We start from the raw sequence: 21,752 nt of genomic DNA, 5'->3' as shown, positions 1-21,752 counted from the left end.
CTGTAGTGGGTTGCTCACCGACGCTACCGGCCGAGCACGCGGATCGCACAGCCTTGTCCTGGGGGCGGCGATTTGTTATCGAACACCTCCCTCGGTGTGTCGTCCTTCCGACTCGTCGCGGTAGCAGGAGGCCGATCGGGAGGGGCTCGACCACTCGCCGCGCAGAGCCTCGTCGTGAGCCTGCAGCGCGCCGGATGCGGCTTCGATCGCGGCGACCTGCTCCGGGACCGAGCCGATTCATCGCGGTCCGGATGGTGCCGGACCACACGGTGACCGCACCGAGCGGCATCCAGCGCCGAGCCACGGGGTCGAGGTGCCCTCCGGCATCGGTCAGGAGATCAACGGTATCGTGACGACTTCTCAGCAGCCGCGAAAGCCAGCAAAACGTACGTACGGATTGCCACCGGCCAACCTGAGCTGCGACGATCAGCCCATGCCAAGGGTCAGTCAGGACCACCTCCACGCCAGGCGCCGTCAGATCCTCGACGGCTCCCGGTCATGCTTCGCGCGGCACGGGTACGAGGCCGCCACGGTTCGCAGGCTCGAAGAGGCCACCGGACTGTCCCGAGGAGCGATCTTTCACCACTTCAAGGACAAGGAATCGCTCTTCCTCGCGCTGGCCGAGGACGACGCCGAGAGGATGGCCGACGTCGTCGCCCAGCAGGGGCTCGTGCAGGTGATGCGCGATCTGCTCCACCACCCGACCGACAACCACGACCACACGGCCGGGGCCGACTGGCTCGGCACCCGGTTGGAGGTTTCGCGCCGTCTGCGCACCGACACCGACTTCCGCGAACGGTGGGCACAGCGTTCCGAACAACTGACGACCGCCACGAGGGCGCGGCTGGAGTGGCAGCGCGATTCCGGCAATCTCCGCGACGATGTGGACATCGGCGTGCTGACCTCGTACCTCGAACTCGTCCTCGAAGGACTCGTCTCGCACCTGGCGATGGGACTTCCCGCCGACGACCTCGATCCCGTGCTGGACGTCGTGGAGGAGAGCGTTCGCCGCCATCGCGGCTTGTGACCCGGCGAGCGATCCCGGACCATTCCAGCCGCGCGGAATTGGACCGCGACCGGAAACCTGAACAGCTCTACGATCGGTGATGCTCGACCCGACCGACCGTGGGAGCGTCCGCCGTGCATCCTGCCCTCTCAGAAGATCTCGCCAGGCTCTCGGAACTGCTCGCACACGCCCACCGGTTCGCGGTCGAAACGCTCGAAGCGGTCGACGAGCGTCCTGCCGCCGTGCCCCCAGCGGCGGTGGACACCGCACCGTTACCGCAGAGGGGCCTCGGCGGAGAAGCGACCCTCGACCTGTTCCAGCGACGCTGGGCGGACCGGTTCTCCGGCAGCGCGGGGGCCCGCTACCTCGGTTTCGTGACCGGTGGTGCCACGCCCGCCGCCGTCGCCGGTGACTGGTTGGCGAGCACGTTCGACCAGAACGTCGTCACCCGGACCGACTCGGCTGCCCCGGAACTCGAACGCGAAACGGTCGGCTGGCTGCGGGAACTGCTCGGCCTGCCCCAACGGTTCACCGGCAACTTCGTCTCCGGCGCCACCATGTCGAACCTGGTCGGTCTGGCAGTCGGCCGGGAATGGCTCGGCGAGCGACGCGGTGTCTCGGTTGCCGAGTCGGGAGTGGGGGCGCTCGGTGACGTCGCCGTGCTCTCCGGCAGCCCGCACTCCAGCATCCACAAGGCGTTGTCGATGCTCGGCATGGGGCGTGACAGCGTGCGCCGGATTGCCACCCGGGACGGCCGTGAATCGATCGACGTCGAACGGCTCGCCGCCGAGCTCGAGCGCACCGCCGGTCGACCGACGATCGTGGTCGCCAACGCGGGCACGGTCAACACCGGTGACTTCGACGAGGTGCGCGCGATCGCCGAGCTCAGGCGGAGGTTCGGGTTCTGGCTGCACGTCGACGGGGCTTTCGGTGCTTTCACCGCGCTCTCCCCCGAGAATGCCACCCTCGTCGAGGGCATGGCCGAGGCGGATTCGGTGTGCGTCGACCTGCACAAGTGGTTGAACGTGCCGTACGACAGCGCAGTGCAGTTCAACTCACGACAGGACCTGCAAGTGCGGGTTTTCCAGAACGCCGCTTCGTACGTCGGGCTGCCTGCCGCCGACCCCGATTTCGTCCACCTGGCACCGGAGAGCTCACGTCGCCTGCGAGCCCTGCCCGCGTGGTTCTCGATCAGCGCCTACGGTGCAGACGGGCACCGCGAGATCGTCGAGCGCACCATCTCGGTGGCCCGCGCACTGGGTGACCGGATCTCCGGCGTGGCCGGGCTCCGGCTGTTGGCTCCCGTCCGGCTCAACATCGTGTGCTTCACCATCGCCGAAGATCCGACCGTGGAACGGGTGGACCGGCTCGTGCGAGCGATCGCCCATGGTGGCGAGACCTTCGTGACTCCCACCATCCACAACGGAACGCCCGCGGTGCGGGCTGCTGTCAGCAGTTGGCGGACCACCGGCTCCGATGTCGACCGGATCGTCGAAGCCATCGTGGACGCGACCGAGCGGGAAGAACTCCGCTGAGCCGACCACGCCGGGCCCGCACACCAACCGGTGCGGGCCCGACCGGCTCGATCAGAGCACGTCGTGCATCAGTGGCTTGATCCGCTTGCTACCGACGGCCAGCAACACCGCGAACCCGATGGTGATCAACCCGATGACACCGAAGTACATGTTCTGGTTCTCCTGCGAGTAGAGCTTCACCACCTGCGCACCGATGCCCTGTCCCAGAGCAGGCGCCAGGAAGTACAACCCCATCGTCTGGGACGCGAACGCCTTCGGAGCGAGCTTCGTCGTCACCGACAAGCCCACCGGGGAGAGCATCAGCTCACCCATGGTCATGATGACGAACACCAGCGCGATCATCATCGCCCCGTGCTTGCCGTCCGCACCGAGGAACTGGCCGGACAGCACGATCCACAGGAAGCTCAGCGCGACGAACAACAGTCCGCCGACGAACTTCATCGGCGTGCTCGGCTGCCGCTGACCCATCTTCAGCCAGAGCAGCGCGAACGCCGGTGCGAGCACGATGATGGCCAGCGGGTTCACCGACTGGAACCAGCCGACGGGGAATTCCCACCCGAGCACTTCTCGACTGGTCTGGGCGTCGGTGACCACCACGAGCGACGTCGCCTGCTGTTCGAACAGCAGGAAGAACAGTGCCGTGGCCAGGAAAAGCGGGATGTAGGCGATCAGCCGGTCTCGCTCGACACCGGTGATCTGCCTGCTGCGGAGCATCACCGTGAAGTACACGATCGGCAGCACCGCGGAGATCAGGGTCACCAGGTTCACGAGGCCGGCGATCCCGATGACGCCGGACACGACGAGTCCGCCCAGCACCACGACGAACCCGACCGCGATCGCGACGACCCTGCCCAGCACGCGCCCCCGGTCCTCGTCCGGGATCGGGTTGGCAGGCTTGAGCCCCGCGTCACCGAGGTAACGACCACCCAGCACGTACTGGACGAGGCCGAAGGCCATACCGATCGCGGCTGCTCCGAAACCGTAGTGGAAGCCGATCTCGCTCTGCAGGAACGCCGTGATGATCTGGCCGGTGAACGCACCGACGTTGATCCCCATGTAGAAGAGCGAGAACCCGGCGTCCCGCCTGGTGTCGTTCTCGGCGTAGAGATCACCGACCATCTTGGACACGTTCGGCTTGAGCAGCCCCGTACCCGCGATGATGAGCACCAGGCCGAGACCGACCGTGGCCAACCCTCCCGGGATGGCCATGCTGATGTGGCCGCACATGATCAGCACGCCGCCGGCGAGCACCGACCGCCGCGCTCCGAGCAGTCGGTCGGCGAGCCAGCCGCCTGCGATCCCGGTCAGGTAGACGCTCGCGCCGTAGGCGGCGACCAGCGATGTAGCGGTCGCCTCGGGGAGCCCGAGACCGCCTTCGCGAATCGCGGTGTACAGGTACAACGCCAGGATGGCGCGCATCCCGTAGTAGGAGAAGCGCTCCCACATCTCGGTAAAGAAAAGGGTGGACAGGCCGCGGGGATGTCCGAAGAACCGCCGCTGCGATGCGTCCGTAATCGCGGTGTTCACGATCACGTCCTCTCGTACATATGACAGCGCGGCGGTAGCCGCGCAACGACCTGCGGGAGGCTACGCCCTACATCATTTCGAAGAACATGCAGCGTCGAAAATACGCCCCGAGCGGCACCGTTCCGGCTCGCACTGTACGGCGAGCACCGATCACACTGGTCCCGCGACGCTCCGTGCCGTACCCAGCGCGGCCCGCGCATCCAGCCAGGGAGGAACCATGCGACTGCTGCACGCCCATCGCCGGGCGATGACCGAATTCGACGACCGGGCCCACGCTGTCGAAGCCGACCAGTGGCACAACCCCACCCCGTGTTCCCAGTGGACGGTCCGCGATCTGGTCAACCACCTCACCTCCGAGCAGTTGTGGGCACCGTGGCTGCTCGACGGATCCACTCTCGACGAGGTCGGCGACCGCTTCGACGGCGATGTGCTCGGGTCCGACCCCGTCGAGTCGTGGGCGCGTGCGAGCATCGTCGCCCGGGAGGCGTGGGACCGACCGGGCGCGGCGACCGGTGAGGTCAACGTGACGGGTGGGGTGATCCCCGCGGAGGACTACGGCTGGCAGATGACGCTCGATCTGGCGGTCCACGCCTGGGACCTGGCACGAGGTATCGGTGCCGACGAGCGGCTGGACCCCGAACTCGCCGAGGCGATACACACCGTGTTCGAACCACAGGTCGAATCCATGCAGGGACTGGGTATCTTCGACCCACCACGTCCGGTCAGCGCGGAGGCCGATGTTCAGACCCGCCTGCTGAGCTTGCTCGGACGCCGCCCGTGAGCGACCGTTGGGACATTGTTCACGCCCCATCGGCCCATTCACCCGGATACAATGTCGGGTATCGGCGTTTTTCTTCTGAGGAGTGACAACCGCAGTGCCCCAGGCACCTTCACCTGAAGGCAGTATGAGGCCGGGACTTCATTGTCCCGGCTTTCCGCACACCATGCCCACCCCGTCGGGGCGGGAGGGCATCTGATGGAAGTACTGCTGGCGGTCTTAGGCCTCGTCTTCGTCGGCATCCTCACGCTCGGCACCGCCCTCGCGGTAGCCGCTGAGTTCTCGCTGACCTCACTCGAGCGCAGCACAGTCGACGCGCATGCCACCCACACCGGGGACCGGCGGTCGAAGGCGGTGCAGCGTGCCCATCGCACCTTGTCGTTCCAACTCTCCGGCGCTCAGGTCGCGATCACTCTGACGACGCTGGTGACCGGGTACGTCGCGGAGCCGCTCATCGGCGATCTGCTGCGGCCCGCGTTCCTGCTCACCGGACTTTCGGACTCCGCCTCCCGCGCGGCCTCCCTCGCCCTGGCGCTCCTGCTGGCGACCACGCTGTCCATGGTCTTCGGCGAGATGGTGCCGAAGAACCTCGCCATCGCCCGGCCGCTGCCCACCGCTCGGGCGGTCTCCGGTTACCACTCCACCTTCTCGCAGGTGTTCCGCTGGCTCATCGACGCGATGAACAACAGCGCCAACTGGGTCGTGCGGCGCATGGGGATCGAACCGCAAGAGGAACTGCGGTCGGCGCGCTCCCCGGAAGAACTCGGTTCGATCGTTCGTTCCAGTGCCGAGCACGGCACCCTCGACGAGTCCACCGCAGTGCTGATGGACAAATCGCTGCGGTTCGGCGACCGCAGCGCGGACGAGCTCATGACTCCCCGGGTCAAGGTCGAGTCGCTGGCCAACAGCGCCAGCGTGCTCGACCTCCTCGACCTCGCACGGCGAACCGGATATTCGCGGTTTCCGGTACACGCCGGTGACCTGGACGACGTCCAGGGAGTCGTGCACGTCAAACAGGCGTTCGGAGTGCGCATCGACGAGCGTGGGAGCACCCGGGTCGGTTCGCTCACCCGCCCGGTGCCGACCGTCCCCGAGACACTCGACGGTGACTCGCTGCTGAACCGCCTCCGCGGGTCGGGACTGCAGCTCGCACTGGTCGTCGACGAGTACGGCGGTACCGCGGGCATCGTGAGCCTCGAAGACGTCGTCGAGGAGATCATCGGCGACGTACGTGACGAGCACGACCGGCGAGAAGCCGCGGCCGTCCAGCCGCTGGGCGGGAACAACTGGGCCATCTCCGGCCTGCTCCGCGCCGACGAACTTCGGGAAGCGACCGGTTTCGAGATCCCCGACGGCGACTACGAGACGGTCGCGGGACTGGTGCTGGCCGAGCTCGGCCGGATCCCGCAATCGGGTGACGGCGTCGACATCGACGGCTGGCGAATGACAGTGACCCGGATGGACCGGCATCGGATCGCGGAGCTCCGCCTGGGGCGGGTACCCGCACCGGCCGTGTCCGGGGACGAACGAGGAGCGCTCCGATGAACGACACCGCCGCCATCTTTCTGGCCGTCGGGCTGCTCCTGCTGAACTCGTTGTTCGTCGGAGCCGAGTTCTCCTTGCTCTCGTCACGTCGGGACCGGCTGGAAGCCTTGCTCGATCAGGGCATCTCCCGCGCCCGCACGGTCATCAAGGCGAGCCAGGAGGGCTCGCTGATGCTGACCAGTGCCCAGTTGGGCATCACGCTGTGCTCGCTGGGGCTCGGTCGTCTCGGCGAACCCGCGGTCGCGCACCAGCTCGAACGGCTCGTCGGGCCGTTGGACGTTCCGTCCCCGATCCTGCACGCCGTGGCCTTCACGATCGCGCTGGCGCTCGTGGTGGTGCTGCACGTCCTGGTCGGCGAGATGGTCCCCAAGAACCTCGCCATCGCCGATCCGGAACGAGTTGCGTTGTGGCTGGTTCCGGTACTCGTCGCCTTCGTCAAGTTGGCACGACCGTTCATCGCGGTGTTCAACATGATGGCGAACTCGGTCCTGCGGATGTTCAAGATCGAACCCAAGGACGAACTGGAGACCGCTTACACCTCGTCCGAACTGGCCGAGCTGCTCGTGGAATCGCGGCGGGAGGGCCTGCTGGAGCATTCCGAGCACCGCAGGCTGGCGCAGACGTTGTCCTCGATGGAGAACACCGTCAGCGACGTCCTGGTGCCGATGAGCGAGCTGCGTACGCTGCCCGAACGTCCCACGCTGGGCGATGTCGAACGAGCAGTGTCGACCACCGGTTTCTCCCGCTTCCCGATCTGTTCGGACAGCGGCCGCATGCTCGGCTACCTGCACGTCAAGGACATCCTGGACGAGGCGGCCAGCGACCCGTCCACACCGGTCGATCCGTCCCGGATCCGCAGGTTGCCGACGGTGCTCGCCGACTCCCGGCTCGACCAGGCGCTCGCCTCGCTGCGACGTCAGCGCAGCCACCTGGCGACCGCCATCGACCGCAAGAGCACCCCGCTCGGCGTGGTGGCGCTGGAGGATCTCGTCGAGGAGTACGTCGGGACGGTGCGCGACGGCACGCACGTGAACTCGCTCCACCGCTCCTGACCTACCCTGGTCAGCGATGTTGGTGCTGTCAGAATCGCAGTGGCGTGCTCGCCAGGACGAGCATCGGGCGCGGGTCCGCGAGTGGACAGGGCCGCACCGGCAACGCAGGCAGCAGGGTGAGAAACATCCGGTGCTGGACTTCCTGTTCACCTACTACTCGTTCCGCCCGGCACGGTTGGAGCGGTGGCAGCCCGGACACCGGGTCGCTCTGGCGGGCGGGGCGGAGTTCCTGCACCGCACCGGTTTCGTGGAGACACCCGAGGGCGTCGCGCTGGTTCCGGAAGCGTTGACCGCGGCGCGGAAGACCACGGCGGAGTTCGTCCTGGGGCTGCTCAGCGCCACCGCGTCCCGACAGCCTCGCCTGGGCTGCTTCGGCTTGCACGAATGGGCGATGCTGTACAAGACGGATCCTGCCGACGTCCGGCACACCGACTGGCCGCTGCGATTGGGCCACGAGGGCACCGACGACGTCGTGGAATCCATGCAGATCCAGTGCACGCACCACGACGCCTTCCGGTTCTTCACCCCGCAGGCACGCCCGCTCAACGCGCTGCAGCCGGCGCGCGCCGATCAGGTACGACTTGAGCAACCAGGGTGCCTTCACGGCAACATGGATCTGTTCAAGTGGGCCTACAAACTGGACCCGTTCGTGCCCGCCGAGCTCGTGGCCGACTGCTTCGATCTCGCCGCACGGGTACGCACGCTCGACATGCGGGCCAGCCCGTACGACCTGACCGAGCTGGGGTACTCGCCGGTCCGAATCGAAACCCCGGAAGGGCGAGCCGACTACGTCCGGCAGCAGCGCGATTTCGCCGACGAGGCCACGGGGCTGCGCCAACGGCTCATTGAGATCTGCCGTGACCTGCTGGCCTGGGCAAATTGATCGGACGAGGCCACCGCCCCCGCGGCAACGTCCCGCTGAGGTCCGGAGGCTGTCGAACCGCGATGCGAAGGCCCGGACGCCGCACCGGGCACGCCCAACACAACAACACCGGCCCGAGCGGATTCGTCGGGCCGGTGTTGTCGAGTCTGCTTCAGTCGCGGACGGCCAGGCTGAGCTCGCCGTTGTCGTCCCGCTCGGCGTCCAGCACCTTGTCACCCAGCAACGCCGACGCCTGTGGCTCGAGGAAGACCCGTACGCCGGACCCCTCGATCACCTCGTCGTCGCTCTGCGGTTCGCTGGCGATAGCGGCCTGCAGGCCACCCGCCTCCAAGCCATCCCCCGCAGGGGCGATCCGCAGGCCGGAGCCCTCGCCGGAATCTCCACCGGCGAGCACCACCTTGATGACCTCAGCGGCGTTCTCACTGATAGTGAGCATTTGCTCCACTCCTCTCGGAGCCGGTCACATGAAGTGGCCAACCGTAGTCCATCGGCGGGGACTCGGCAGCGCCCCCTCGCTTTACCCGGGAACGACGCGAGCCGACACCTGCCTGAACTGCGACGGCCCACCCCGAGCAACGAGGTGGGCCGTTCGCATGAAACTCGACGAACGAACGTCAGTCCTCGTAGGCGGACAACGGCGGGCAGGAGCAAACCAGATTCCGGTCACCATGCGCACCGTCGATGCGCCGGGTGGCCGGCCACACCTTCGTCGGGTCGGCGCCCAGCGGGTAGGCGGCGTCCTCCCGGCTGTAGGAGTGCTTCCACTCCCCCGTCAGCGAAACCGCGGTGTGCGGCGACTGGCACAGCGGGTTGTCGTCCGCGGGCCACTGACCGGCGACGACCTTGTCGATCTCCACGCGGATGGCGATCATCGCCTCGCAGAACCGGTCGAGTTCTGCGAGGTTCTCGCTCTCGGTCGGTTCCACCATCAACGTTCCGGCCACCGGGAACGACATAGTCGGCGCGTGCAGGCCGTAGTCGGCCAGCCGCTTGGCCACGTCGTCGACCGTGATACCGCTGATCTTGGTGATCTCGCGGAGGTCGAGGATGCACTCGTGGGCGACCAGCCCGTCCTTGCCGGTGTAGAGCACCGGGAAGTACGAGTCCAGGCGACGGGCGACGTAGTTCGCCGAAGCCACCGCCGTCAGGGACGCCCGACGCAGGCCCTCACCGCCCATCATCCGCACGTAGGCCCACGAAATCGGCAAGATCGAGGCACTACCCCACGGAGCCGCGCTGATCGGCCCCACGCCGGTCTGCGGCCCCGCAGCGGGCTGCAGCGGATGGTTGGGCAGGAACGGCGCGAGATGCCCCCGGACGCCGATCGGTCCCACTCCGGGCCCACCGCCGCCGTGCGGGATGCAGAACGTCTTGTGCAGGTTCAGGTGCGAGACGTCGGAACCGAACTTACCCATCCGGGCGAGCCCGATCAGCGCGTTGAGGTTGGCGCCGTCGACATAGACCTGGCCGCCGGCATCGTGCACCAGCCCGCACACCTCTTGCACCGTGTTCTCGTAAACACCGTGCGTGGACGGGTAGGTGAGCATGATCGCGGCGAGGTCGTCCTGATGCGTTTCGACGACCTCACGCAGGTGGTCGAGTTCGATGTTGCCCGCCGAATCGCACCGCACGACGACCACCCGCAAGCCGGCCATCACCGCACTGGCCGCGTTCGTGCCGTGCGCGCTCGCGGGGATCACGCACACGTCGCGCTCCGCTTCACCACGGCTGTGGTGGTAAGCGCGGATCGCCAGCAGCCCGGCGAACTCGCCCTGGCTGCCCGCGTTCGGCTGCAGACTCACCGCGTCGTACCCGGTGATCTCCGCCAACCAACCCTCGAGGTCGCTCACGAGCTCGAGCAGCCCCTTGGCGTCCTGCGCGGGCGCGAACGGGTGCAACTCACCGAATTGCGGCCACGTGATCGGCTCCATCTCCGCGGTCGCGTTGAGCTTCATCGTGCAAGAACCCAGCGGGATCATGCTGCGATCCAGGGCGACGTCCTTGTCCGACAACGCACGCAGGTACCGCAGCAGCGAGGTCTCGGAGTGGTGGGTGTGGAACACCGGGTGGGTCATGTACTCGGACGTGCGCCGCAGCGGCTCCGGCAACGCGTCAGCGGTCTCCGAGTCGAGCTCGTCGACGTCGACCGCCGCGTCGCCCGAGACGCCGAAGGCCTTCCAGACCGCGGCCAGGCGAGCCCGGTCGGTCGTCTCGTCACAGCTCACACCCACGTGGTCGGCATCGACCCTGCGGAGGTTCACACCTTCGCGGCGCGCAGCGGCCAGCACCTCGTCGGCCCTGCCCTGCACCCGGACGACGACGGTGTCGAAGAACTCACCGTGCACGACGTTCAAGCCGGCACCGCGAAGCTGCTCGGCGAGCAGCGTCGCCATCCGGTGCACGCGGGTCGCGATAGCCCGCAGCCCCTCCGGCCCGTGGTAGACGGCGTACATCGAGGCGATGACCGCCAACAGCACCTGCGCCGTGCAGATGTTGCTCGTGGCCTTCTCCCGCCGGATGTGCTGTTCACGGGTCTGCAGAGCCAGTCGGTACGCCTGGTTTCCGTCGACGTCCACGCTCACGCCGACCAGACGCCCGGGCAGCTGGCGCTCGATGCCCTTCTGGACGGCCATGTACCCGGCGTGCGGACCACCGAAGCCCATCGGCACGCCGAAGCGTTGAGTCGTGCCGACGACCACGTCGGCACCCACCTCGCCCGGCGACCGCAGCAGCGTCAGTGCCAGCAGGTCGGCGCTGACCACAGCTTTGCCACCTCGGTTGTGGACCTCCTCGATGACCTGCTCGTGGTCCCGCACCGCACCGGACGCACCGGGGTACGCCAGCAGCGCACCGAAGAACTCCCCTTCCGGAAGTCCGGCGACGCCGTTGGACAGGTCCGCGATGACGATCTCGATGCCCAGCGGTTCGGCACGCGTCTCGATCACCGAGATGGTCTGCGGCATGATGTCCGCATCGACCACGAACCGGGCGGACTTGGCACGGCCCGCTCGCCGGATCAGGGTCATTCCCTCGGCGGCGGCCGTGGACTCGTCCAGCATCGAGGCGTTGGCGACCGGAACGCCGGTCAGGTCGGCCACCATGGTCTGGAAGTTCAACAGCGCTTCCAGTCGCCCTTGGGAGATCTCCGGCTGGTAGGGCGTGTACGCCGTGTACCAGGCGGGGTCTTCGAGAACATTCCTACGGATCACGGGAGGAGTGACCGTCGGGTAGTACCCGAGTCCGATCATCTCCGCTTGCGGGCTGCACCGATCGGCCAACTCGCGCAGCTCCCGCAGGGCCTGCGCTTCGCTGGCTGGTTCGGGCAGCGCGAGCTTCAGGTCACCCTCGCGGATACCCTCCGGCACGGCGCGGTCACCCAGCTCCTCCAGGTCACCGACGCCGACGACGTCGAGCATCCGGGAGAGCTCGGTGGGTGACGGGCCGATGTGACGGTCCGCAAACGGGGTACCGCGCTCCAGCTCGGCCAGGGGAACACGGTCGTGGGAAACGGCCATCGCCGAACCTCCAACATCGCGGCTGAAAAAGGGGGCGGCAACACACTTCAGTGTTGCGTCTCCCCCTCTGTCTGTGTCCGCGAAACGAACGCCTGAGAGCTTCGCCGGCCATATCACCCGGCTTGCACCGTCGGCGGGGACCACCACAGCTGTGGTGAACCCTCTTTCCAGAGGTATCTCGCCCGTACGGTCCAGCTGGCCTGAGAGGTTGTCGGGGAGAAGTTGCTCCTTCGGCGCCGCCCACGACCTCTCGATCGCGGACGGTCTCTCCCGCACGGGGTCGACGATGCGGCGAAGCCTACCCGATAGAGCTACGAATTCATCCCGCAAATGTGAGCTGATCCCACAAAACTGGATGCGACCCGCTCTCGACCGTCACCCTGTCTGGCGGTCACGCCTGCGACGGGACAGTTCATCGTCAACCGGCGCGAGCGGCGCGGCACCGTCGGCGCGCTCGGCCGGGAACTCGTGGATCGTTCCACTGATCTCTCGCATGGCACCGCTGACCGCGATCCCGAACACTCCCTGGCCACCCTGGAGCAGATCGACCACCTCCTCCGCAGAGGTGCACTCGTAAACTGTGGTCCCGTCGCTGAACAGCGTTATCCTGGCGAGGTCCTGCACACCCCTACACCGCAAATGCTCCACCGCTACCCGGATGTTGTGCAACGAAACCCCGGTGTCGAGGAGTCGTTTGACAACCTTGAGCACCAGAATGTCCTTGAACGAGTAGAGCCGCTGCGAGCCGGAACCCTCCGCACCCTTTATGGACGGGCCGACCAGCTTCGTACGCGCCCAGTAGTCCAGCTGGCGGTAGGTGATCCCGGCGATCTGACAGGCCGCAGGACCCCGATACCCGACAAGCTCGTCCGGTTGCGAAGCGTCCGGAAACAGTTCTCCCTGCTCTGCAGTGGCTTCCACCCTCGGTGCTTCCTCGACCACGCCTGCCTCCCCTCGTCCGGCATGACTGCCGGAGCCCACCAGGGCCCGAACCGACACGATCCAGGGCCGCGAACAACGGACCTGGAAAATCACACCAGGGCAATTCGCGTGATTCGACGGTAAGCCCGGCCCGCGGACAGGTCAACGCGACGCGCGGGGGCCCGTACCGCAACGCACCCGAACCGACAACTCGGGCGAATCAGCCTGCGCCGCTCGCCCCGCCGAACGGCTCTACTCGGCCCGGACGAGTCCGCCGGACGACCCACGCTCGAACTCCGCCCGGGCGGATCGATCGGACGGCTCACCGGCACCGGCACCGGCACCGGCTACCGGCTACCAACTACCGGCCAAAGCTCAGCCCCGGACACGACTATCGTGTCCGGGGCTGATTACGAAACTCGCGGTTCAGGAGACCTCAGGTGTCGGCTCCCCGAAAATCCTCCGGCGACACCGAATCGAGGAACTCCTTGAACTTCTCGACCTCGTCCTCCTGCTCGTCCGGGATAATCAACCCGGCTTCATCGAGGACACCCTCGTCGGCGTGGATCGGCACTCCGATGCGCAGTGCCAGCGCAACCGAGTCACTCGGTCGCGCCGAGACTCGCACATCCCCGTCGAAGATCAGTTCGGCGTAGAACGTGCCTTCCTGCAAATCGGTGATCCTCACCTGCTCCAACTCGCGTCCCAAAGCGCCGACGACGTCCTTGAGCAGGTCATGGGTCAACGGTCTGGCAGGTCGCACTCCCTGCTGCTCCAGCGCGATCGCGGTCGCCTCGACCGATCCGATCCAGATCGGCAGGTACCGCTCGCCTTCGTTCTCACGCAGCAACAGGATCGGCTGGTTGGCTGGTAGTTCCACTCGCACGCCGACGACGCGCATCTCGCTGCTCATCGTCACATCGCCTCCTCCAGCGCGCCGAAGCGTGACTTCCCCGTCGAGGATCGCGCACCGACGCCTCCGACGCTACCCGCGATACGGCGGACACGCCCATCGCTTCCGACCGTTCGCCCAGCCCACCCGGTTCGACGGAATCGAATACCGGAGTCTGATCGCTTTGAATCAAGCAACAACACGCCACGATACACCGTGCGGGAGGCGACAAAACCCGGTCCGATGGCCTGGTCCGGTCGAAAAGTCGTGTTCATCGCGGGTAGTTCGCCGCATCGTCACATTCACCGACGGGAGCACGAGTGCTGCTCGCTCCTCCCGTCGGTACATCGGGGCGACACCCCTCCGGGCGCCGCCCCGATGTTCGTCCGATGCCGCCTCAGCGGCCGCTCTGCCCGCCGTCGATCGGACCGGTCAGGAAGACCAATCGGAACTTGCCGATCTGTACCTCGTCACCGTTCGCCAACACCGAGGTGTCCACAGGTTCCCTGTTGACGTAGGTGCCGTTGAGGCTGCCGACATCCACGACCACGAAATCGTTGCCCTCCCGGCGGAACTCCGCGTGGCGCCGGGAAACGGTGACGTCGTCGAGGAAGATGTCGCTGTCCGGGTGACGTCCGGCGCTGGTGGTCTCGCGGTCAAGCAGGAATCGCGAGCCCGCGTTCGGGCCTCGCTTGACCACCAACAGGGCGGACCCGGCGGGCAGCGCGTCAACCCCGGAGGCAGCAGGCTCCGAGGAGGCACTCTCGGTGCTTTCCTGCTCCGAGAGGAAGGGCCTGAAGACCGAGGTGGTCTCCGGTGACTGCTCCGGCGGAACGTCGCCGGGCCCGTCGTTCGTGCTCACCTGAGCTCTCCTCTACGCGGATGGGTCATGCCAAGTACGCACCAACGTACCGTGTCTCCCCAGGCCGCAGTCGCGCGACTCCCAACATCGGCTGGCCGCGACGTGAGCCGTAGGTGATCAGCCCTGGTCGATCAGGTTTCGGTAGGCGTCCTCATCGAGAAGTTCATCCGGGGCGGAGGGATCGCCGAGCTTGATCTCCACCATCCAGCCCTCGCCGTACGGCTGTGAGTTGATCAGTTCCGGCTGCGAGTCGAGCTGCTCGTTCTTCGCGACGATCTCACCCGAAACCGGAGCGTAGATGTCCGAAACACTCTTGGTCGACTCCACCTCACCAATGCCCGAGCCGGAATCGACGCTGTCGCCGACGTCGGGCAACTGAACGAAGACCACGTCGCCGAGCTGCTGCTGGGCGTACTCGGTGATGCCGATCCGCACGGTGTCCGCACCGGTGCGCAGAACCCACTCGTGATCATGGGTGTACTTGATCCCTTCCGGGGCCGTCACCTGGGTCCGCCTTCCTGCTCGACTTCTCGAACCCCTCGCACGAGGTGATCGCTAGGTCCGGCGAGCCTATTTGCCCGGTTGTCCAGCCGCAAGACGGCCTGTGCAGCCGGGCTGGGCAGGCGGGCTGGGCACCCACAGGGACCCGGAGCTCAGTCCCCGGCAGCCCTGGACAAGCGCACCGCCGAGATCACCTGGCTCAGGTAGAGCACTCCCGCCCAGAGGTACAACGCCCCGCCCCAGCAGGTGAACGCGTAGGCGATCGGACGCACGACCTCGGAGAACGCGAAGTCGCCCTGCACCAGGAGCAACAGCGGGAAGGCGTACATCAGGCAGAACGTCGCAGCCTTCCCGAGATAGTGCACCTCGGGAGGCTCGAAACCGTGGAAGCGCAGTATCGGGAGGCACAGCGTGAGGAGCACGTCGCGACCGATCAGCGCGGCAGCGATCCACCACGGGATCACGTCGCGCAGCACGAAGGCCACCAACGTCGCGATGATGTAGAGGCGGTCCGCCCCGGGGTCGAGCAGTTCGCCCAACCTGCTGTACTGGTTGAGCCAACGCGCCAGCTTCCCGTCTAGCCAGTCGGTCGCACCGCTGATGACGAGCACGAGAAGAGCGAGAAGGTCCGACTGTGGTCCCAACAGCAACCACAGGAACAGTGGCACGCCCGCGAGCCTCAGCACGCTGAGCAGGTTGGGAAACGTCAGCCACGGCTCGCTCCAGACGCCGGCCGCGACTTCCTTGATCCGATCGATCCCCGGGTCGGGCGGGCCGACTTCCGACTCCTGCCGACCTTCCGGTTCGCGACCTTCCTCGCGACTCCGGCCGTCGAACCCGGCGGGTGTTCCATCCGTGGTGCCATCGGCTTCCTGCACCACGAGCCCCTCCCCTTGTTCGCACGAACGCCACTTGTGCGCGTTGCGCAGAATGCTTGGGAATCAGGGTGCCACACGCCGGGGTTCCGACCTGCGGCGGCCACGCCCGTGACACACGTTCAGCTTCGGTTGTGGCTCCAGCCACGGCGTTGAAGATCGGCGTCGGTGAGGAACCTGGCTCGCCCGCGGTCGTCGACACCGGCCCATCTGGCCCGGGTTCCGACGCCTTCGAGCACGAAGGAATGTCCGTTGCTCCAGACCACGCTGCAAGGCATCGTGGGCAGTTCGACGGACCAGCGGTCGCCGTCGACATCTCCGGACGCAGACGTCGGTTCCGTGTTCATCAGCGTTGCCACCTCCAATTCGGATGTCGGTCCGCTCGCATGGCGCGTTAACTCCGCCGGGCCGACCACCACCGATTGTGTGTTCCCGATCACTCCATGTCTCGTCGAATCCGGGGAGCAGCGCCGGACGGCACGCTCCGGGCGCCGAGTTGCGGGACCACCCCGGTCCGGGACATCAGCCGGGCCGAAGCAAGATCGACCGTTCGTCGTCCCACAGCAGGTCGTTCGACATTCCGCGGCGGACCGTTCGGCAGTCAAGGGCCCCCGGAGCTCCACGAGCACACGGGCCGGACGCCGCGCCGGCGACTCGAAGCCGCCCGGACGGATTGAGCCGATCCGACCGAGACCTCCCCGAACTGCCCTCCGGCGCACGCCGAATCCTGCGATCAACCCCACCGTCCGTGGCCGTGCGGCCGTCGCTCCGGCATGATGTCCGCGCCCGCCCCCTGTGTGAGGGTCGGCACATCCGGCCGTCCCACGCTGGGGAACGGGTGGAACACACACGGCAGCGACCGCGGGAGGTCATTCATGGGTGCTTACGCCGAAGCTCATCGGCGGAGCTTGTCCGACCCGGAAGGGTTCTGGCTCGACGCAGCGGGCGCTATCGAATGGGAGAACGCACCGGCGCGAGCGCTGGACGATTCGGGGGCGCCTTTTTACGAGTGGTTCCCCGACGGCGTCATGAACACGTGCTTCAACGCGGTCGACCGCCACGTCCGGGACGGCCGTGGCGAGCAGGTGGCGTTGATCTGGGACTCGGCGATGACCGGAACCCTCTTGCGATGGACGTACCGGGAGCTGCTCGACCAAGTTGCCCGGTTCGCGGGGGTGCTGCGGAACCAAGGCGTCGACAAGGGTGACCGGGTGGTCATCTACATGCCGATGGTCCCGGAAGCGCTGGTGACCATGCTCGCCTGCGCGCGAATCGGCGCGATCCACTCGGTGGTTTTCGGTGGTTTCGCCCCGAAGGAGCTTGCCGCGCGCATCGATGATGCCCAACCTAGCGTGATCGTCGCGGCCTCCTGCGGTCTCGAACCGGGACGGGTGATCGAGTACAAACCGATCGTCGACGAGGCACTGGAGCTGGCGACGCACGAATCCGGTGCCGTTGTCGTTCTCCAGCGCGAGCAAGCCACTGCCGAACTCGGGGAGCGGGACGTCGACTGGAACACCGCGATGGAGGGCGCCGAACGAGTCGACTGCGTTCCGGTCCGGGCCACCGACCCGCTGTACGTGCTCTACACCTCCGGCACGACCGGGCGCCCGAAAGGAGTGGTCCGGGACAACGGTGGCCACGCGGTGGCGTTGCACTGGTCGATGAGCAACATCTACGACATCGGACCCGGCGACGTGTTCTGGACCGCCTCCGACGTCGGGTGGGTGGTCGGCCACTCCTACATCGTGTACGCCCCGCTGCTGGTCGGTGCCACGACCGTGGTCTATGAGGGGAAGCCCGTCGGCACTCCGGACTCGGGTGCCTTCTGGCGGGTCATCTCCGATCACGGGGTGAAAGCACTGTTCACCGCGCCCACCGCGTTCCGCGCGATCAAACGGGTCGACCCGGAGGCCTCGAAGCTCGCCGACTACGACCTCTCCAGCCTGAAAACCCTGTTCCTGGCCGGTGAACGGCTGGACCCGGAGACCTACCAGTGGGCGGTGGACAAGCTCGGGGTGCCGGTGATCGACCACTGGTGGCAGACCGAAACCGGCTGGCCGATCTGCGCGAACCCGCGGGGTCTGGAACCGATGCCCGTCAAGCCTGGCTCACCGACGGTCCCGGTCCCGGGCTACGACGTCCGCGTCCTGAACCAAGCCGGGGAGCCGGTGGAGGCCGGAACGGACGGCGCCATCTGCGTCAAACTGCCGCTGCCGCCGGGAAACCTGCCGACCCTGTGGGGTGATGACGAGCGGTTCCGGCAGTCGTACCTGTCGCGGTACTCCGGCTACTACATCACCGGCGACAACGGATACATCGACGAGGACGGCTACGTGTTCGTGATGGGTCGCACCGACGACGTGATCAACGTCGCCGGTCACCGGCTGTCGACGGGTTCCATGGAGGCGGTCCTTGCAGCGCATCCCGCAGTGGCCGAGTGCGCCGTGATCGGCGTGCACGACCCGCTCAAGGGGCAGGTTCCACGCGGTTTCGTGGTACTGAAGTCGGGCGCGGACGTGGATGAGGAGATTCTCCGCGCCGAGCTCGTGGCGGCGATCCGCGATCAGATCGGCCCGGTCGCCGCGTTCCGGGAGGTCGACGTGGTGGACGGCCTTCCGAAGACCCGTTCGGGCAAGATCCTGCGCAAGTCGATGCGGGAGATCGCCGATACCGGCAAAGCGACGGTGCCCTCGACGATCGAGGACCCGTCGGTGCTGGAGAACCTGCGCTCGGCACTTCGCGCCGACTGAGCACGACGCTCGGGTGACCGGCTGGGTAGCGGGTCACCCGAGCGAGCGCACTCCTGATGGACACCTGGTGTCGTACGGGATCCACGCGCCGGGAGCGGCGGGTTACAGGGGCGGGTAGCGGCAAAGCCTCCGTTCGGCGGCTGACGCCGCCCACGAGTCTGGTCTATACCTCTGGAGCCTCCGGTATTTCCGACCCAAGTGGGTGCCCATGACACGACTTAGGCCACGCTCCAAGACACACCTCGGTATCGGCGCGATGTTGGCGCTCCTCCTCGCCACCGCGGGGGCGACGCCGGCGGCCTTCAGCGCTCCGGACCAGTCGTCCCGCCTGCACGACGTGGTACCCGCTCCGGTGTCCGTGCACGCCGACCCTTCCGCGACGTTCGAGCTGACCAAGACGAGCGGACTCCGGGCCGGCGCGGGGACCCGCGCGGCAGCCGACCAGCTCGCCGGGATTCTTCGGCCGTCGACCGGTTACCCGCTTCCGATCAACCGCGGAAGACCAAAGCGGGGTGATGTCGAGCTGCGATTGACCGCGGACGACGAGCTCGGCCCTGCCGGATACCGGCTCCGCATCACCGACGAGGTGGTGACCGTTCTCGCGAACGCACCGGGCGGGCTGTTCAACGCGGTGCAGACGCTTCGTCAGCTCTTCCCGCCGGAGATCGACGGAGACCGCGTCGAACCCGGCCCGTGGACGGTTCCCGGCGGTGAGCTCGTCGATCGGCCCCGGTTCTCCCATCGAGCGGCGATGCTCGATGTGGCACGGCACTTCTTCGAGGTCGAACAGGTCAAGCGCTACATCGACCAGATCTCGCGATACAAACTGAACTACCTGCACCTGCACCTGAGCGACGACCAGGGCTGGCGGATCCAGATCAACAGCTGGCCCCGACTGACCGAGCACGGCGGCAGCACCGAGGTCGGCGGTGGCCCGGGCGGCTATTACACGCAGCAGGAATACTCCGAGATCGTCGCCTACGCTGCCTCCCGCAACATCACGGTCGTGCCCGAGATCGACATGCCCGGGCACACCAACGCCGCGCTGTCCTCGTACGCCGAGCTGAACTGCGATGGCGTCGCACCACCGCTCTACACCGGTATCGAGGTCGGTTTCAGCTCGCTGTGCGTGGACAAGGAGGTCACCTACCGATTCGTCGACGACGTGATCCGCGAGTTGGCGGCCCTCACCCCGGGGCGCTACATCCACATCGGCGGCGACGAAGCCGATGCGACTTCGGACGAGGAATACCGGACGTTCATGGACCGCGTCCTGCCGATCGTCGAGAAACACGGCAAGACCCAGATCGGCTGGCACGAGTACGCCAAAGCCACTCCACCTCCGTCGGCAGTGGTCCAGTACTGGGGTACGGCCGATTCCGATCCGCTGGTCGCGGAGGCCGCCGCACGCGGGAACAAGATTCTGCTCTCGCCCGCCAACAAGGCCTATCTCGACATGAAGTACGACGAGGGCACCGAACTCGGCCTGGACTGGGCCGGTTACACCGACGTCGCGGACGCGTACGGCTGGAACCCCGGCAGCCATCTGCGGGACGTTCCGGAGGAATCGGTTCTGGGAGTGGAAGCTCCCCTGTGGTCGGAGACCCTGGAGACATCGGACGACCTGGAGTTCATGGCGTTCCCGAGGTTACCGGCCGTTGCCGAGCTGGGTTGGTCGGCGGCCGAGACCCACGATTGGGAGGGGTTCCGTCGGCGCCTGGCCGCACAGGCCCCCCGGTGGGACCTCCTCGGCATCGACTACTACCGATCACCGCAGGTTCCGTGGCCGCCGGAACGGTGATCGGATACCGAACCACGCAGGCAACACAGGTGCGAGCTCGTTCAGAGGATTCGTTCCAGTCCCATGGCGGCTAGTGCGGTTCGGAACTTCGCCGACGTTTCGGCGAGTTCCTCCACCGGATCGGAGCCGTGGACGACGCCGGCGCCTGCGAAGAGGCGCAGCATCTCGTCCTCGGCTTCGGCACAGCGGATGGCCACCACCCATTCGCCGTCACCGGATGAATCGCTCCACCCGACCATGCCCGCGTAGTAGCCTCGCTCGAACGGCTCGGTGCCGGTGATGATCCGGCGTGCGGCGGGTACGGGCGTTCCACACACCGCCGGGGTCGGGTGCAGCGCGGTCGCGAGTTCCAGCGACGAGGTGTCCGGGTCGCGCAGTTCGCCGGTGATTTCGGTGGACAGGTGCCACATGGCGGCAGTGCTGGTCAGCGAGGGCTCGTGCGGGACCCGCAGGTTTCGGCACAGCGGGCGGAGCCCCTCGGCGACCGCTTCGACGACGGCCGCGTGTTCCCGCAGGTCCTTGTCCGAGCCGCGCAGTTCGTCGGCCCTACGGCGGTCTTCGGCCTGGTTCCGGTCGCGCGGCCGGGAGCCTGCCATCGGGTTCGAACGCACCCGGTTTCCGTGTTTGGACACGAGCAGTTCGGGGCTCGCTCCCATCAGGGTCCGATCCAGCCTGGGCTTCGGGCCGAACGAGTCGCGGGAACCGTCCTCACCTCGAACCGGCAGATCCACTGCGAAGGTGTATCCGTTCGGATCTCCGGCAGCGAGGTTGCGCAGCACGGCGTTCGTGTCGATGGGCTCGGTCAGCGAGAATTCCAGCATCCGGGCGAGCACGACCTTGTTCAGTTCGTCCTCGTCCATCCGCCGCAGTGCTCGACGCACGCCGCGCTGATACTCGTCGGGGCTCGGCACCTGCCGGAGCGCGCCGTCCGGCGCGCGTGCCGGGGTCGGAGTCGGGACCCGGCCCGCCGCGAGCGGGGATTCACGCACGACCTCGCCGGGCAGCACGAGGTGTGCGGGCAGGTCGTCCGCGAAGGGCACCGCGCCGACGACCATCGGGGAGCTTCGACCGAAATCCGCTGCACCGGCGAGGAACTCGTCAACGCGCTCGGCCAGACCTCGCCGAGTCGCGCACTCGACCTTCGGAACCGTCCCCTCGACGCCGCGGGCCAGCATGGCCGACCGGGGCGAGGCGAAAAAGAAGGAGTCACCCGCGCGGTAGTCGTCCAGCGCGCTCGCGGCCGTGGACTCCTCGGTGTTACCGGCGGGCCGGATCTCACTGTCGGTGGTCAATGTGTACCTTCCGG

The 21,752-nt window shown here is 67.1% G+C and carries 18 protein-coding genes and 1 riboswitch; of the genes, 8 read left to right on the top strand and 10 right to left on the bottom strand.

Annotated elements, in window-relative coordinates; all coding sequences use genetic code 11:
- Positions 1–433: 433 nt before the first annotated feature.
- Together ACYVAN_RS13525 and ACYVAN_RS13520 are read left to right on the top strand one after the other, a co-directional pair.
- Positions 434–1,027 carry a TetR/AcrR family transcriptional regulator gene (locus tag ACYVAN_RS13525; protein WP_460959410.1) on the top strand — a complete coding sequence of 198 codons (594 nt, stop codon included), beginning with the start codon at positions 434–436 and terminating at the stop codon, positions 1,025–1,027.
- A 113-nt stretch (positions 1,028–1,140) separates the two neighbouring features.
- Positions 1,141–2,541, top strand: a complete 1,401-nt coding sequence (locus tag ACYVAN_RS13520) for a pyridoxal phosphate-dependent decarboxylase family protein (protein WP_460959408.1) — start codon at positions 1,141–1,143, stop codon at positions 2,539–2,541.
- A gap of 51 nt (positions 2,542–2,592) precedes the next feature.
- Here the strand turns inward: ACYVAN_RS13520 and ACYVAN_RS13515 are convergent, their stop codons facing one another.
- On the bottom strand, positions 2,593–4,068 hold the full coding sequence (locus tag ACYVAN_RS13515; protein WP_460959406.1) for a peptide MFS transporter: 1,476 nt from the start codon (positions 4,066–4,068) through the stop codon (positions 2,593–2,595).
- A gap of 217 nt (positions 4,069–4,285) precedes the next feature.
- Here ACYVAN_RS13515 and ACYVAN_RS13510 point away from each other — a divergent pair, with 217 nt between their 5' ends.
- The 4 genes from ACYVAN_RS13510 to ACYVAN_RS13495 all read left to right on the top strand — a co-directional run bounded on the left by ACYVAN_RS13510 (position 4,286) and on the right by ACYVAN_RS13495 (position 8,326).
- Entirely contained in the window at positions 4,286–4,849 is a 564-nt protein-coding gene (locus ACYVAN_RS13510) for a TIGR03086 family metal-binding protein (RefSeq protein ID WP_460959404.1), read from the top strand.
- A 195-nt stretch (positions 4,850–5,044) separates the two neighbouring features.
- Entirely contained in the window at positions 5,045–6,391 is a 1,347-nt protein-coding gene (locus ACYVAN_RS13505; protein WP_460959402.1) for a hemolysin family protein, read from the top strand.
- Entirely contained in the window at positions 6,388–7,443 is a 1,056-nt protein-coding gene (locus ACYVAN_RS13500; protein WP_460959400.1) for a hemolysin family protein, read from the top strand. The genes ACYVAN_RS13505 and ACYVAN_RS13500 overlap by 4 nt, the downstream gene beginning before the upstream one ends.
- A 16-nt stretch (positions 7,444–7,459) precedes the next feature.
- The gene (locus tag ACYVAN_RS13495) at positions 7,460–8,326 is read left to right on the top strand and encodes a hypothetical protein (protein ID WP_460959398.1); all 867 of its coding nucleotides are present in this window, start codon (positions 7,460–7,462) and stop codon (positions 8,324–8,326) included.
- Between the two features lie 151 nt (positions 8,327–8,477).
- On the opposite strand, the gene ACYVAN_RS13490 is transcribed toward ACYVAN_RS13495, so the two are convergent.
- From ACYVAN_RS13490 to ACYVAN_RS13455, 8 genes are all read right to left on the bottom strand, one after another.
- Positions 8,478–8,762, bottom strand: a complete 285-nt coding sequence (locus tag ACYVAN_RS13490; RefSeq protein ID WP_460959396.1) for a hypothetical protein — start codon at positions 8,760–8,762, stop codon at positions 8,478–8,480.
- 178 nt (positions 8,763–8,940) lie between these two features.
- Positions 8,941–11,841, bottom strand: coding sequence for an aminomethyl-transferring glycine dehydrogenase (gene gcvP / locus ACYVAN_RS13485; RefSeq protein WP_460959394.1), 2,901 nt, complete (start codon positions 11,839–11,841; stop codon positions 8,941–8,943).
- A gap of 177 nt (positions 11,842–12,018) precedes the next feature.
- Positions 12,019–12,124: riboswitch (glycine riboswitch) on the bottom strand.
- A gap of 92 nt (positions 12,125–12,216) precedes the next feature.
- On the bottom strand, positions 12,217–12,762 hold the full coding sequence (locus ACYVAN_RS13480) for a MerR family transcriptional regulator (protein WP_460959392.1): 546 nt from the start codon (positions 12,760–12,762) through the stop codon (positions 12,217–12,219).
- A gap of 436 nt (positions 12,763–13,198) precedes the next feature.
- Entirely contained in the window at positions 13,199–13,675 is a 477-nt protein-coding gene (locus tag ACYVAN_RS13475) for a bifunctional nuclease family protein (protein ID WP_460959390.1), read from the bottom strand.
- 376 nt (positions 13,676–14,051) lie between these two features.
- On the bottom strand, positions 14,052–14,516 hold the full coding sequence (gene garA, locus ACYVAN_RS13470; RefSeq protein WP_460959388.1) for a glycogen accumulation regulator GarA: 465 nt from the start codon (positions 14,514–14,516) through the stop codon (positions 14,052–14,054).
- Between the two features lie 117 nt (positions 14,517–14,633).
- On the bottom strand, positions 14,634–15,020 hold the full coding sequence (gene gcvH / locus ACYVAN_RS13465) for a glycine cleavage system protein GcvH (protein ID WP_460959387.1): 387 nt from the start codon (positions 15,018–15,020) through the stop codon (positions 14,634–14,636).
- 149 nt (positions 15,021–15,169) lie between these two features.
- A complete protein-coding gene (locus ACYVAN_RS13460) occupies positions 15,170–15,898 on the bottom strand; it encodes a CDP-alcohol phosphatidyltransferase family protein (RefSeq protein ID WP_460959385.1) in 729 nt (242 codons plus the stop codon).
- 116 nt (positions 15,899–16,014) lie between these two features.
- Complete coding sequence (locus tag ACYVAN_RS13455) at positions 16,015–16,239, bottom strand: hypothetical protein (RefSeq protein ID WP_460959383.1); 225 nt, start codon at positions 16,237–16,239, stop codon at positions 16,015–16,017.
- A gap of 528 nt (positions 16,240–16,767) precedes the next feature.
- On the opposite strand from ACYVAN_RS13455, the gene ACYVAN_RS13450 reads away from it, so the two are divergent.
- Together ACYVAN_RS13450 and ACYVAN_RS13445 are read left to right on the top strand one after the other, a co-directional pair.
- Positions 16,768–18,645 carry a propionyl-CoA synthetase gene (locus ACYVAN_RS13450; RefSeq protein ID WP_460959381.1) on the top strand — a complete coding sequence of 626 codons (1,878 nt, stop codon included), beginning with the start codon at positions 16,768–16,770 and terminating at the stop codon, positions 18,643–18,645.
- A 208-nt stretch (positions 18,646–18,853) separates the two neighbouring features.
- A complete protein-coding gene (locus tag ACYVAN_RS13445) occupies positions 18,854–20,446 on the top strand; it encodes a beta-N-acetylhexosaminidase (RefSeq protein WP_460959379.1) in 1,593 nt (530 codons plus the stop codon).
- 41 nt (positions 20,447–20,487) lie between these two features.
- Here ACYVAN_RS13445 and dhbC read toward each other — a convergent pair whose 3' ends face one another.
- Positions 20,488–21,738, bottom strand: coding sequence for an isochorismate synthase DhbC (gene dhbC / locus ACYVAN_RS13440; protein ID WP_460959377.1), 1,251 nt, complete (start codon positions 21,736–21,738; stop codon positions 20,488–20,490).
- Positions 21,739–21,752 lie beyond the last annotated feature (14 nt).

Source organism: Parasphingorhabdus pacifica (assembly GCF_054779195.1).
Note: the sequence above shows the minus strand (reverse complement) of the source record. Positions and strands in the feature narration are given on the sequence as shown.